We start from the raw sequence: 12,951 nt of genomic DNA, 5'->3' as shown, positions 1-12,951 counted from the left end.
GGTGTTTATGTTTTCGTTGTGCAAAGATACCTTTTTCGTTGTTCTTATAAAATAATACCGACCGAAAAACTGAGAAGATTAATACCTCTTTTTAAATAAATGTTTCCTTCTGATATATTTATTCCGTCTTTATAGAGGACGTATGTCGTAGGATGTGTGAGGTTTGTAATTCCGAATTCATAGCGAAAATCGATAAAAAAGCGAGAGATGGATGTTCCAAGTCCCAAAACGAAATTTGCAGTTAACGGACGGATGTGTTCATCCATGACAAATTCATACGTTTCCGGTGCGGAGAGTTCGCTCTTTTTCTTATATAGATATTTAAGTTTTGGACCAGCAAAAAAAGACAACTCGTACGGACCTTGTTTGATGAAGTTATATCCGTATAATAAAGGTATGTCTAAAGAATAAATTCTATTACCGACCGTTATTCCTTCCATGTACCCGATAGATCCGTCGGTAATGACCGATTCGGGTCTCGGACTCATCCGATAACGCATATAATGCGTTTCTGCTTCGAGTTGAAGATAATGTTTATTGAAATTGGTTCGGGCAAACAGGGATATGAGAATCCCCATTTTTGAATTTGTTGACGGTTCTTCTATTTTTATACCGTTGATTTGACTTTTTCGCATATCGACGAAAGGGGCGTTTACTCCGATACGGACTCCCCAATTGAATAATTTTTTTGGGGACATACCGGACTGTGCCGATACCGTACCGGTAAAAAATAAATATGTACAGAATAAAAATAGAATGTACAGTCTCATTTCTTCTTTTTCTTTTTTTGTACCGACCAACCGAACTTACCTATTTCTTTGCCGATCCCGTAATAATGACCGTGCGAATAAACCAATAATCGAGCTTTTTCGAGATCGAAAGCTCCGTTTTCGGGATTAATGAATTGCTCGTCGGCAATAACGTTGACAACCTCTGATATAAACATATCATGAGAACCTAAGTTCACGATTTCCTTAACTTTACATTCTATGCATAAAGGCGATTCTTCAATATAGGGAGCAGCTATTTTTTCTGAAGGAACGGGAGTCAGCTCGCTTTCTGCAAATTTATTATAATCTTTTCCAGATCGAATACCGCACCAGTCGGTTGCTCTTGCCATATTTTCTGTTGTCAGATTAATGACAAATTCCTTGTTCTCCTTTAAAATAGAGTATGAATGTCGTTCGGGACGTACGGATATATAACACATTGGCGGATTGGTGCAGATAGTTCCTACCCAGCTTACGGTAAATAAATTATACTGTTCCGGACGGTTCCCGCAACTGACCAATACCGCAGGTAACGGATAAATCATCGTACCCGGTTTCCAATTCTGTTTTTTCCTGTTTGCCATTAACGAATTTCTATATCTTTTTGAGAAATAGCCCGTTCGCAATATTTGCATTTTACTTCAACGGTTTCTTTATTAATGACACGAAAGACCGTATTCATCGGTTCGTTGTTGGTGATGCATTTAGGGTTATTGCAACGGATAATGCCTGTTAATTCATCAGGTAGGGTAACGACTCTTTTTTCGGTTACCTGATAGTCTCTGATGATATTGATCTTTGCATTCGGAGCTATTAATGCGATTTTATTGATCTCTTCTTCTTTGAAGAACGTATCAGCGATTTTGATAATTCCTTTATGTCCTATTTTTTTACTTATCAGATTATTTCCGATAGTAATACTTTTGTTTAGATGTTCTAATCCGAGGAGTGAAACGACTTTGAACAGTTGGTTTGAAGGAATATGATCGATAACCGTTCCGTTTTCCAATGCAGCTACTTCGAGCTCTTTTTTATGTATAGCCATGATTCTATTTTCTTTTCTTAAAATTAAATTTCGATACCTAATACTTTGCATATAATAGCTTGACGGGCATATAATCCGTTTTTAGCTTGCTCGAAATAATAGGCTTTCGGATTATCATCTACGTCGTATGCTATTTCGTTTACACGAGGAAGCGGGTGCAGTATTCGTAAGTTCGGTTTGCTGTTTTCCAACATTTGATTATGTAGTGTATATACATTTTTTACTTTTTCATATTCCATGAGATCGGTAAAACGTTCTCGTTGCACACGTGTCATGTATAATATATCCGCTTGATTGATGACTTCTTCTGTGAAATCTTGGTGCTCTTGATAAGGTATTCCTAATTTATCGCAATATATTTTATATTCTTCCGGCATTTTCAGTTCCTCAGGGGCTACGAAGTGAAACGTAGGTTTGAAGTGTGACATTGCCATAAGTAAAGAGTGTACGGTTCTTCCGTATTTTAGATCTCCCACCATTGTAATGTTTAGATTCTCTAATGTCCCTTGAGTCTTATATATAGAGTAAAGATCGAGCATTGTTTGCGACGGATGCTGATTAGCTCCATCTCCAGCATTTATAATAGGAATTGAAGAAACCTCAGATGCATATCGAGCGGCTCCGTCTAAATAATGACGCATAATGATGAGATCTACATAATTACTAACCATCATTATCGTATCTTTAAGGGTTTCGCCCTTGGTCGAACTCGTAGTAGATGCATCGGAAAAACCGATAATTCTCCCTCCCAATCGGTTTACTGCCGTTTCGAAACTAAGTCGGGTACGTGTAGATGGTTCAAAAAATAGGGTTGCAATCACTTTTCCTTCCAATACTTTTCTGTTTGGGTTTTCTTCAAATTTTCTTGCTTGTTCCAGCAGATCCAGAATTTCTTCCTTAGAGTAGTCGGTGATAGATACTAAACTCTCTTTTCTCATATTGCGGTATGTTTTAAGAATATAGATTTATATGACAAATAGACCGGTTTGGCATGAAGAGTCAAATCGGTCTATTTACAATTTCTGATCGAGTGTTTATATTCCCTACACTTCTGTAAGTGTATGAAATCGAAATGTTTATATTTCTTTGTATTTTGTTTCATCTACACTACAAAAATAGTAAAAAAAGTCTATATCAAAGCTTTTCTGCTTAAATTTTCTTGTTCTGTATTTCAATCAATTTATAAATGAAATATTTATATTACCTTTGGCGAAAAATATGAGAATTCATAATTTGTATGTCCGGAAACCGTACGGATATAATTTGAGATATTGCTAAACGAATATGTTTCAAAACAAAATTTGAAATGCCAGAACTGCCTAAGAAAAAATCCGGATCTATTTCCAGAATTATAATTAAATGTCTTTGGATATTTTTTTGTGTAGGAATTGTTTCGATAACCCTCTTATTCTTTTTTATAGCAAAAGGGTTTATCGGTTATATGCCTCCGATCGAAGAGTTGCAAAATCCGAAAGATAAATTCGCCTCCGAGATATATTCTTCCGATATGGAAGTGATCGGGCGATATTATCAGAGTAAAGGAAACCGGGTGTATGTGGGATATAATGAAATTTCTCCTTATCTGGTTAATGCCCTTATTGCGACCGAAGACGCCCGTTTTGAAGATCACTCGGGAATCGATGTGAAAGCCTTGGCGAGGGCAGTGATAAAAAGAGGTTTGTTTTTTCAAAAAAGTGCAGGGGGGGGGAGTACAATTTCTCAGCAGTTAGCCAAGCAGTTGTTTTCTCCAAGTGCCGAAAATGTAATGGAACGGCTTTTTCAAAAGCCGATAGAATGGGTAATTGCCGTTCAGTTAGAACGTTTTTATACAAAAGAGGAAATTGTAAATATGTACTTAAATAAATTTGATTTTCTCTATAATGCCGTTGGAATACAGTCGGCAGCACAAATTTATTTTAATACGACTCCCGATAAACTATCGATAGAACAAGCGGCTACATTGATCGGAATGTGCAAAAATCCATCGTATTTTAATCCTGTTCGTCAACCCGAAAGAACGAGAGGTCGTCGTAATACGGTTTTAGAACAAATGTATAAATCGGATTATATTACTCGGGAGGAGAGAGATTCATTGCAAGCTCTTCCGTTGAAGCTCTACTTTAACCGTGTAGATCATAAAGAAGGGTTAGCTCCTTATTTTAGGGAACATCTGCGTTTGATGATGACTGCCAAAAAACCGGATCGAAGAGATTACAGAGGATGGCAGGGACAAAAATTTGTCGATGATTCTATCGCTTGGGAAACAAATCCTCTTTTCGGATGGTGTGAAAAAAATCGGAAAGCAGACGGTTCAAAATATAATATCTATACAGATGGGTTGAAAATATATACGTCATTAGATTCTCGGATGCAAAAATATGCAGAAGAGGCTGTTGAAGAGCATATCGGAGGTTTTCTGCAGCCTAAATTCTTTAATGAGAAGAAGGGGCGCAGTTACGCTCCGTTTGCAAGGAATTTATCTAAATCGGATATCGAAACTATTCTTAATAAGGCGATGAAACAGAGTGATCGGTACAGATATATGTCGGAAGCGGGTGCATCTGAAAAGGAAATCAGGAAAGCTTTCGATACACCTGTGGATATGCAAGTTTTTTCTTGGCATGGAATGATCGATACGGTTATGACTCCTATGGATTCTATTCGATATAATAAATCGTTTCTCCGTACTGGCTTTATGGTAATGGATTCTAAAACAGGGCATGTGAAAGCGTACGTCGGAGGAATTGATTTTCGCAATTTCCAGTATGACATGGTTTCAGATGGTAGGCGTCAAGTAGGTTCTACCATAAAACCGTTTTTATATACGTTGGCTATGGAAGAAGGTTTCAGTCCATGTGACGAAGCTCCGAATGTACAACCTCATATTCTTGATCCGGCTACAGGAAAGGTTTGGTCTCCGAGAAACTCTTCCAAGGCCCGGATTGGAGAGAATGTGACTTTACGTTGGGGATTGGCTAATTCTAATAACTGGATTTCAGCTTATTTAATGGAACGGTTATCTCCAAGTTCTTTAGTGCGTTTGATGCATTCGTTCGGTATTCGCAATTATATCGATCCGGTTATTTCTCTTTGTTTAGGACCGGCAGAAGTCTCTGTTGAAGAGATGGTGACAGCTTATACAGCCTTTTCGAATAAAGGTATTCGAGTTGATCCGTTATATGTTACCCGAATAGAGGATAATTTTGGAAATGTAATTGCCGAGTTTACTCCGAAAGTAACCGAAGTATTCAGTGAGGCTGCATATTATAAAATACTTCCGATGCTTAGAGATGTTATAGATCATGGTACAGGAGGGCGCATTCGGTATCGTCATAAAATAACAGCCCCGATGGGAGGAAAAACCGGGACTACCAATAATAACTCGGATGGTTGGTTTATGGGATTTACACCGAGTTTGGCTGCCGGTGTATGGGTTGGAGGAGAGGAGCGTTCTATCCATTTTGATGGTATGGCAAACGGTCAGGGAGCAACGATGGCATTGCCTATCTATGGTATCTTTATGAAAAAAGTTTATGGCGATAAATCTTTGGGATATTCTGAAACGGAAGATTTTGTAATACCTGAACAATATAAAGATCCGTGTACGACCGGACCATATTCTGAAGAGGAATTTTCATCAGAGCCTGCTGAAGCTATAGAAGGTATTTTTGATTAGTTGATTCTATATTGAAATGAAATAGGTGTATCAAATTTTGATACACCTATACACACCCATTCAAGCTCCTACTCATCTTTTTTGATGAAATTTTTATAACAACACCTATGCTTTGAATGTATGAATTATAAGTTTGTCTAATTAAATGTTCGTTTAATTGGACAAATCCATAGGAGTTTTTCATAATGGAATATGCTGAGATCACATATTATAAAGAATTGTTTTATAATATATTTAAATAATAGTTTGTTTGATGTGAATAAATTGTATATTTGTCCGATCAAACGAAGGTTTTTTTGGAGCTATTTATATAATTATTCCTGAATTTTAGTTGCTATTTTCTACTTTTGGGTAAGAGGTAATTCCTTTTCTATTTTTTTTGTTTTCAGCAGATATGGAAGGCTATTTATAAAGAATAAAGGTTAATATATTATTAGGTGGGGTGATTGGGTAGTATTGATATTGTGAAATTAAAATTATAAAACGGGCAGTTTTAACTTATAAAATAAAAACTGCCCGTATCTATTGTTTACAGTTTACTAGATAAGCATAAAAGTTTATAATCCGGGTTTATTACTGGTGATATAACTGTCTTTGCTACCTTCGATAAAAACTTGTTTTGTGTACCATTGGGGAGCATAATGGTAATTTGAAGTATATGTTCGTACGTAAAAATTATAATATCCTCCGGTACGAGGCCATTGTTTTATGACATTTGTTCCGTTACTATTAAAAAACGATGCGTCACTACCGGAATATTTTACTCCATCGATAGGATTTTTCGGATTATTTATCACGACTACAATCCCTGCGGCATCCGGATCATCGCAAGCCCAAGAATAAGTTACTTGTGAAAACGTGCGTACAAGTAGTCTCCATTTATTGTTTCCCATATAAGTAGAATTGAGTAATTGTTGTATCGGTTGTACAGATACATTGAAATAATTTACATTATCCGGTGTTGAAGTTGAAGGAGTATTACCGCCTCCTTCTCCGCTTGTGCCACTATCATTATCGCTTGGCGGGGTTATTTCCCAACTCATACCGTCATAAGTCCATACTTTTCCATATACTCTGCCAATAGTCGGTCCCATAACATAAGGCCGGAAGTATTGCTTTTTCATGTGGGAAACAGTTAATTTAAAATCTGCACAATTATTTTCATCCAGGTCTTTTTCTGAACGTGCCCAATCACTGAAATCTTGAACGAAACTACATTCATATCCTCCTTTGAGAATTGTCAGATTGTCAGGATTATTGACTTTTACAGTCATTTGGATAGCATTGTCTTTATGTTCGAATTTAGAGAATATTACCCAGAATTTTGCCGGGTCATTTCTGTCCGTTTTCTTTTTACCACCGCCTCCGCCAGAAAAATCATCATCTCCACAGGCTGTTGAAATTATAAGAGGAATTGCTAATAGTAAGGATAGAGCGTGTTTTGGGAGTTTCATAATCATGATTATTTTAAACTTATAAACTATTCTAATATGCAAAGGAAAAGCTAATTTTTATAATTGAGTATACTTGTTGTATATTTAACATAAGAAAAACTGAATATTTGCTAAATAATTGTTGGTGTAGAATAGTGAAAAGAGCGATATCAACCGATACCGCTCTTTTTGAAAAATAAAAATTCAGGTAATTAATAATTTTTTGATATTGAAATTATTAATTTTAGATTTTTGTAATAGTAACAGCTCTGTCAAGTGCATATGCTCCGAACTGATTTAATGTTTGGTCACTTGTTTTCTTAACCAATTGATCTTTATCAACTCCTAAACGAATTAAGGTATTAATAACATTATTTGCGCGTTTTTCTCTTAATGCAGAATTATATTCAGGAGTTCCGGTTTTACTGTCTGTATATCCGCATATTTCGTATTTGCTATCAGTATTTTTCTTCATTTCTTTAGCAAGAGCTTTTAATAAGATCATATCTTTATCTTTGATCGAATAAGAATCTGCTGTATAATAAATAATAAGCTGTGGTTTTACAGGTTCTTTTACAACTTCTTTGACCGGAGTCTCAGTATTCTTAGCATTTTTCAAAGCTTCTTTTAAATCGTTATTTTCTGCTTGCAAACGACCGGCTTTGTTATTGGCAGCATCATATTTTGCTTTCCATTCGTTGGCAGCTTTAGTGTCTTTGATATATTTGGGCTGATAAGGTACGAATTTGCGGGTCTTAAACCGGTAAGTTGCGCTTAAACCCACAGAGAATAATCCATCACCTCTTGATCCACCTTCTGCATCAAAGTCATTTCCGATCCAAGCTCCTTTTATGTCCAAGTTGATATCCCAAGCTTTACTTACTCTGAATTTATTGATAAATGCAAATTGTACGGCTTGGCTGTAATTACCACCTTTAGAGTCTGCTATGAATCCCGCACCTCCCGTAATAATAGGGTTATATACTCGGTTTTCTTTATATTTTCCGAATAAATTTGCCATGTTTACCATTAAATCCGCATGGGGCATAAATGAGAACCATTTTTGTTTGTAATAGCCATTAGAAAGAAGTTCGTCATTTTTTACATACGTCATTCCCATAGCAGGAGCTGCACCTTTTAATTGCATTCCGTCTAATCCTAATTGTACACCTAACCATGGTGTTACCCACTTTCCTGCAGAAATTGTGAATCCGGGTGCTATGCGTTTCCCAAAATCCAATTTACTGTCATTTTGTCCTAAATAAACATTTGCATTAGCCCCGAAATTAAGAAACCAATTACTTTTAAAACGAGTAACAACGAAACTGTTTTTGGTTGTAATTGAATCTTCTGAAGCATTTTGAGCATTAATATCGAATGATAATAATGCTAAAAGAGAGAAAAATACAATCTTTTTCATAAGTTACATTTGTTATACAAGCTGTTTTTTTAATTCAGCCTTAATTTTCACCTAAATACTGTTCAAAGGTACTATAAAATCAAAAAGCATCAACATTTTTCAGTAATAAATTGTTTGTAAAGTGTTAAAATGTTTGTATTTTAATAAGAATGGTATCTTTGTGAATTAATTTTTAGGGAGATAAAATGGAGAAGGTAGGAAAGATTATAAAGTAAAAAAGAGTATTTCTAATCATTTTAAGCGATGAAATCGCTGGTATATTTAAGTTTTTGAAGACTCTATACTCGATTTTGCTAAAACCGGAATAAAATGCAAAAATTGATGGTATTTTTTATTGAAAAATATAGATGGACTCTAAATCGTAAAAAATATTCCTGTAAAATTCAGAGCGGGTCATTTTGCTTAAAAATAGTATAATAGACTTATAATAATAGGGACAGAGATATCGACAAGGATACCATGAAATATAGAAATGACGATAAATTGTTCTCCGCAACTTTTTGCAATAATAGGCAATGTCGTGTCGATAGATGTGGCCCCTGCCGCAGAGATAGGAGATAGTTTCCCGCAATAACGAGCTAAAATGGGTATAAAAAGGAGTGCTGTTATCTCACGGGTCATATTACTGATAAGAGCCATCATTCCTATTTCATATCCGGCTAATTTATTTAAGAATATAGCAGATAAACTGTAATAACCAAAACCAGACCCGATGGCAATTGTTTCTTTTGTTGTAATATCGAATAGCGGAGAGATAAGTGCTGTAATGATGATTGAACCGAAAATAGTTGCCAAGGGGATTAGTATGATTTTTAGTTTATATTTCTTGATAGGGACATATAAACTTTTAATGTCGCCGCCTATTCCTATGCCAACAAAGAACATCATGACCGGTAATATGTAGTTGCTGTAGTCATATGTCAGGAATATGTCCGGAACGTATCGATAATATGCTAATAAGATGCCGGTAATAAAACAGCATAAAATGATGAAACTGCTTTTCATTTATCAGATTGTCTTTTAAATAGAAATTTATAAAGAGGTATAGATAACAATACACTGCCGGCAGTGGCTGCAAGTCCTATTATTATTGCTGTTATGCCAAAATGATCGAGACTTTCTATGATGCTTTTGTTGTTGCCTATGGAAAGCCCCATACTGAATAAAAGAAGGAAGATAATCCACATATTCAGTTTCCCGATAATTTTGAATAGCTTTTTTTGCTGTTTTAGAAAATAGCCGATAAAAATACCGGCTAACATGAATCCCATTACGCTGAACATTATGCAAGAGTATTTTATTTAAGCATATCGTTTTTGATGTTGATTTTACTTATCAATTTGGTATAGTCTTTTGTCGTCAAAAAACTACTGATTGCCTGGACATGGTTCATATTATGTAAATCTGTTCCTAAAAAGTCGATATAGCCTTGCTCTGCGAGCCAAAAAGCTGCTTCTTTTACACTTTTTCCGTAATATCCGGAAAAAGATAAAAGGTTTACTTGAAATGCACAACCATTGTTGTGCATTGTCGTATATATGTTTTTTTGATTATGATAGTAGGCATATCTTTCGGGATGTGCAAGAATGGGTTTGAATTCTTTCAATTGCAGTTGAAAAAGCAGTTCATCTAAATTCCAGAAAGCTTGTATAAAAGAATTTTCAACTAATAGATAGTTATCGGGAAGAGGGATTAGCTGATTCGATTCAAACATTCGTATGAAACCGTCATCGATGCGATATTCGGCAGAATAACAAATTTCTTGTTCGATCCCTTCAGTCTTGAGTGTGGCCTTCAATAAATCCCATGCATTTTTTATAGTTTCTGGAGTATTTTCGAAAGTTTCTTCTGCAATATGAGGAGTTGCGATAATTTTTCTAATTCCCCAATTTTGCATTTCGCGGATTAAGCCGATCGATTTTTCTGTATTCGGTGATCCATCATCTATTCCCGGAAGGATGTGAGAATGAAGATCTACTTCGTAGCAAAGTTTATGTGTTTGGCTATTTTTTTTCTTGAAAAAACTGAACATTTTGTATGAATATATCTTAATTAATTAGTTACAAAAATACAAGATTAAATTTTAAAAAAGCAGTAGCCCTTTATATTTTATAATTTCTCTATTCATGATAAGAGATATTAAGAGCCTGTTTAAAGTTTACTCAAAAATAGTTTTATGTAAAAATTAGATGGGTTTCTATTATTCCTTGTTTATGTAAAAAGAATTGGAAAAATTTTCGTGTATAAGAATTTCTTTATACATTTGCGAGCCATTACAAAAAAGTCACGCTTACCAACGTGGATTTATATTATTTGAAATAATTAAAAAGATATAATAATGAAAAAAGGTCTTCATCCTGAGAATTATCGTCCGGTAGTATTTAAAGATATGTCTAATGATGACATATTTATTACTCGTTCTACTGTAGCTGCTAAAGAAACTATTGAGATAGACGGGGTAACATATCCGTTGGTAAAACTTGAAATCACGAATACTTCACATCCGTTCTTTACCGGAAAACAGAAATTGGTGGATACTGCAGGACGTGTTGATAAGTTTATGAGCCGTTATTCTAAACATATGCAGAATAAGCAGAAATAATTTATATTATAGATATTTCAAACAAAAAGGAGTGATATTATCACTCCTTTTTGTTTATATTCGTTTATTCATTATATCTTCTATCTACAATACTCCAGTCTATGATATTCCAAAGTCCGTCGATGTGTTCTGCTCTTCGGTTTTGGTAATCTAAATAATAAGCATGTTCCCAAATATCGACGCCTAATAGAGGTTTTCCATTTCCTTTTAAAACATTACCTGCGTTACTTTCTCCAATAATATCCAGTGTTCCGTTTTTATTTTTGATTAACCATACCCATCCTGAGCCAAATAAATTATTTGCCGTATTGGTGAATGCTGTTTTAAAATTTTCGAAGTTTCCCCACTGTTTATTTATTTGTTTTTCTAAGTTGCCAGATGGTAAATGTTGTGCATGCGGAGAAAAAGCGTCAAAATAAAAAATATGATTCCATGCTTGGGCGGCATTATTATAGAGAGAGCCTTCCGATTGTTTGACAATTGTTTCCAAGTCTTTTCCTTCCAGATTAGATATTTCTTTTATTAAACGATTTACATTATCAATATAGCCTTTTAGGTGCTTACCATAATGAAGCATTACTGTCTGTGCACTGATGTACGGTTCTAATTCGTTTTCGGCATAAGGAAGAGGAGGAAGAACAATTTCTCTATTTTCGGATTTTGTTTTTACTATATTATTTTGGGCGTATGGATTTTGAGTGAAAATAAATCCTGATAAAACCAGTACTATTGTTATCTGCTTTAGTCTTTTCATTTGGTAATTTATTTTTATAGGAACATTTTATTATAATAACCATAGAAAGCGAGAATGGTTCTTTTTTAGAACCAATTTAAATTTTCCGATGCAGAAAATCAGTTAGTTCGTTTTTATTTTTTTCGATCTGTTTTTTACATTTTTATTCTTTAGGTAACCTGTTGTTATTCTTGTGAAGACAAGAAAAATGTTTTTAAAGTCGACTCGAGCAAGGTCTAAACAAACTCGTATAGATTTTATTGGAGAAAATTGCAAATATTTTAATAGTTAAGATAGAACTTTCTATAACCTTTTACTGTTTTATTGAAAACAAAAGTTTGAAAATGATGAATAGATATGGTAAACAGTTCCGTTATGGAATAATTATAATATTGTGTATCAGCTTATTGACAGAAACAGGATGTTCTGCATGGCAAGGTATGTCTAAAACCGGTCAAGGTGCTACTATCGGTGCTGGTTCTGGTGCTGCAGCAGGTGCAGGGATCGGGGCATTGGTAGGAGGTGGCAAAGGTGCATGGATAGGTTCTTTGATCGGTGCTGCTGTAGGTTCTGGTACAGGAGCTTTGATCGGTCGGAAAATGGATAAGCAGCAGCAGGAACTTGAAGCTCAGCTAAAAAATGCACAGATCGAGAAAGTAAAAGACAGTAATAATTTGCAGGCGATAAAGGTTACTTTTGAGAATGGAATTTTATTTGCGATTAATTCTTCTCAGTTAAATGCTTCTTCTAAAGCCGATTTAAATAAACTCGCTCAAAATTTGGTACAGAACCCTGAGACGAATGTACAAGTTTTCGGTTATACAGACAATACTGGAAGTCAACAACTCAATGAACGTTTGTCTCTGCAACGTGCAGAGTCGGTCGTCAATTACTTGGTCAGTGACGGAGTCCGTTCGAGTCGTGTTTCTGCAAAAGGATTCGGATGGAATGATCCGGTGGCATCGAATGCGACTCCGGAAGGGCGTGCGCAAAATAGGAGAGTGGAAATATATATTACGGCAGCTCCGGAAATGATTCAGAATGCTCAATAAATAGATTTTTTTGATGTGTGTGTTGGTGAAAAGGTGTAGAAAAGCAATATTGCTTTCTGCACCTTTTTGGTTTTTCAAATGAAAAGTCTTTCTTTGTAAGAACCTGTTAAATGTTGTGCGGATGTTTTTGGGTTGATATTTTCGGAAAAACAGGCTAAGCAAAACACAAAGGTGATCTGATTGATTTTTTGCATCGGAAAATAAAAATTAAAATGGTTAT

13 protein-coding genes are annotated in these 12,951 nt (G+C 35.2%); 3 read left to right on the top strand and 10 right to left on the bottom strand.

What is annotated here, in order from left to right:
* Positions 1-44: 44 nt before the first annotated feature.
* From QUE35_RS05275 to pyrB, 4 genes are read right to left on the bottom strand one after another with little or no spacing between them, the layout of a single operon-like run.
* Entirely contained in the window at positions 45-770 is a 726-nt protein-coding gene (locus QUE35_RS05275; RefSeq protein WP_009319527.1) for a porin family protein, read from the bottom strand.
* Positions 767-1,354, bottom strand: coding sequence for a flavin reductase family protein (locus QUE35_RS05270; RefSeq protein WP_009319528.1), 588 nt, complete (start codon positions 1,352-1,354; stop codon positions 767-769). Before QUE35_RS05270 ends, QUE35_RS05275 begins: the two co-directional genes overlap by 4 nt.
* A complete protein-coding gene (gene pyrI / locus QUE35_RS05265; protein ID WP_174371910.1) occupies positions 1,354-1,818 on the bottom strand; it encodes an aspartate carbamoyltransferase regulatory subunit in 465 nt (154 codons plus the stop codon). The genes QUE35_RS05270 and pyrI overlap by 1 nt, the downstream gene beginning before the upstream one ends.
* A 20-nt stretch (positions 1,819-1,838) precedes the next feature.
* Positions 1,839-2,753, bottom strand: coding sequence for an aspartate carbamoyltransferase (gene pyrB / locus QUE35_RS05260; RefSeq protein ID WP_022601897.1), 915 nt, complete (start codon positions 2,751-2,753; stop codon positions 1,839-1,841).
* A gap of 368 nt (positions 2,754-3,121) precedes the next feature.
* Here pyrB and QUE35_RS05255 point away from each other — a divergent pair, with 368 nt between their 5' ends.
* Entirely contained in the window at positions 3,122-5,491 is a 2,370-nt protein-coding gene (locus tag QUE35_RS05255) for a transglycosylase domain-containing protein (protein WP_009319531.1), read from the top strand.
* Between the two features lie 557 nt (positions 5,492-6,048).
* On the opposite strand, the gene QUE35_RS05250 is transcribed toward QUE35_RS05255, so the two are convergent.
* The 5 genes from QUE35_RS05250 to QUE35_RS05230 all read right to left on the bottom strand — a co-directional run bounded on the left by QUE35_RS05250 (position 6,049) and on the right by QUE35_RS05230 (position 10,376).
* Entirely contained in the window at positions 6,049-6,945 is an 897-nt protein-coding gene (locus tag QUE35_RS05250; RefSeq protein ID WP_147404866.1) for a hypothetical protein, read from the bottom strand.
* Positions 6,946-7,168: 223 nt separating this feature from the next.
* Entirely contained in the window at positions 7,169-8,344 is a 1,176-nt protein-coding gene (locus QUE35_RS05245; protein ID WP_022601893.1) for an OmpA family protein, read from the bottom strand.
* A gap of 402 nt (positions 8,345-8,746) precedes the next feature.
* Positions 8,747-9,349: a LysO family transporter gene (locus tag QUE35_RS05240; RefSeq protein ID WP_022389549.1), complete on the bottom strand. Its 603-nt coding sequence runs from the start codon at positions 9,347-9,349 to the stop codon at positions 8,747-8,749.
* Positions 9,346-9,615, bottom strand: coding sequence for a LysO family transporter (locus QUE35_RS05235; protein ID WP_050807146.1), 270 nt, complete (start codon positions 9,613-9,615; stop codon positions 9,346-9,348). Before QUE35_RS05235 ends, QUE35_RS05240 begins: the two co-directional genes overlap by 4 nt.
* A gap of 26 nt (positions 9,616-9,641) precedes the next feature.
* Positions 9,642-10,376: a tyrosine-protein phosphatase gene (locus QUE35_RS05230; RefSeq protein ID WP_022601890.1), complete on the bottom strand. Its 735-nt coding sequence runs from the start codon at positions 10,374-10,376 to the stop codon at positions 9,642-9,644.
* A gap of 306 nt (positions 10,377-10,682) precedes the next feature.
* On the opposite strand from QUE35_RS05230, the gene QUE35_RS05225 reads away from it, so the two are divergent.
* Positions 10,683-10,946, top strand: coding sequence for a type B 50S ribosomal protein L31 (locus QUE35_RS05225; protein WP_009319538.1), 264 nt, complete (start codon positions 10,683-10,685; stop codon positions 10,944-10,946).
* A gap of 64 nt (positions 10,947-11,010) precedes the next feature.
* Here QUE35_RS05225 and QUE35_RS05220 read toward each other — a convergent pair whose 3' ends face one another.
* On the bottom strand, positions 11,011-11,700 hold the full coding sequence (locus QUE35_RS05220) for a superoxide dismutase (protein WP_022601888.1): 690 nt from the start codon (positions 11,698-11,700) through the stop codon (positions 11,011-11,013).
* 326 nt (positions 11,701-12,026) lie between these two features.
* Here QUE35_RS05220 and QUE35_RS05215 point away from each other — a divergent pair, with 326 nt between their 5' ends.
* A complete protein-coding gene (locus QUE35_RS05215; protein ID WP_031258780.1) occupies positions 12,027-12,731 on the top strand; it encodes a YiaD family glycine zipper/OmpA-like lipoprotein in 705 nt (234 codons plus the stop codon).
* The last annotated feature ends 220 nt before the right edge of the window (positions 12,732-12,951 follow it).

The sequence above is a fragment of the Coprobacter fastidiosus genome (assembly GCF_030296935.1).
Classification (GTDB): Bacteria; Bacteroidota; Bacteroidia; order Bacteroidales; family Coprobacteraceae; genus Coprobacter; species Coprobacter fastidiosus.
Note: the sequence above shows the minus strand (reverse complement) of the source record. Positions and strands in the feature narration are given on the sequence as shown.

What these genes read in the sequence shown, in the direction of transcription:
- QUE35_RS05215 (WP_031258780.1), top strand. Translation starts at nt 12,027, where the DNA reads ATGAATAGATATGGTAAACAGTTCCGTTATGGAATAATTATAATATTG.
- pyrB (WP_022601897.1), bottom strand. Translation starts at nt 2,753, where the DNA reads ATGAGAAAAGAGAGTTTAGTATCTATCACCGACTACTCTAAGGAAGAA.
- QUE35_RS05255 (WP_009319531.1), top strand. Translation starts at nt 3,122, where the DNA reads ATGCCAGAACTGCCTAAGAAAAAATCCGGATCTATTTCCAGAATTATA.
- QUE35_RS05240 (WP_022389549.1), bottom strand. Translation starts at nt 9,349, where the DNA reads ATGAAAAGCAGTTTCATCATTTTATGCTGTTTTATTACCGGCATCTTA.
- QUE35_RS05245 (WP_022601893.1), bottom strand. Translation starts at nt 8,344, where the DNA reads ATGAAAAAGATTGTATTTTTCTCTCTTTTAGCATTATTATCATTCGAT.
- QUE35_RS05250 (WP_147404866.1), bottom strand. Translation starts at nt 6,945, where the DNA reads ATGAAACTCCCAAAACACGCTCTATCCTTACTATTAGCAATTCCTCTT.
- QUE35_RS05235 (WP_050807146.1), bottom strand. Translation starts at nt 9,615, where the DNA reads ATGGGATTCATGTTAGCCGGTATTTTTATCGGCTATTTTCTAAAACAG.
- QUE35_RS05270 (WP_009319528.1), bottom strand. Translation starts at nt 1,354, where the DNA reads ATGGCAAACAGGAAAAAACAGAATTGGAAACCGGGTACGATGATTTAT.
- QUE35_RS05225 (WP_009319538.1), top strand. Translation starts at nt 10,683, where the DNA reads ATGAAAAAAGGTCTTCATCCTGAGAATTATCGTCCGGTAGTATTTAAA.
- QUE35_RS05220 (WP_022601888.1), bottom strand. Translation starts at nt 11,700, where the DNA reads ATGAAAAGACTAAAGCAGATAACAATAGTACTGGTTTTATCAGGATTT.
- QUE35_RS05230 (WP_022601890.1), bottom strand. Translation starts at nt 10,376, where the DNA reads ATGTTCAGTTTTTTCAAGAAAAAAAATAGCCAAACACATAAACTTTGC.
- QUE35_RS05275 (WP_009319527.1), bottom strand. Translation starts at nt 770, where the DNA reads ATGAGACTGTACATTCTATTTTTATTCTGTACATATTTATTTTTTACC.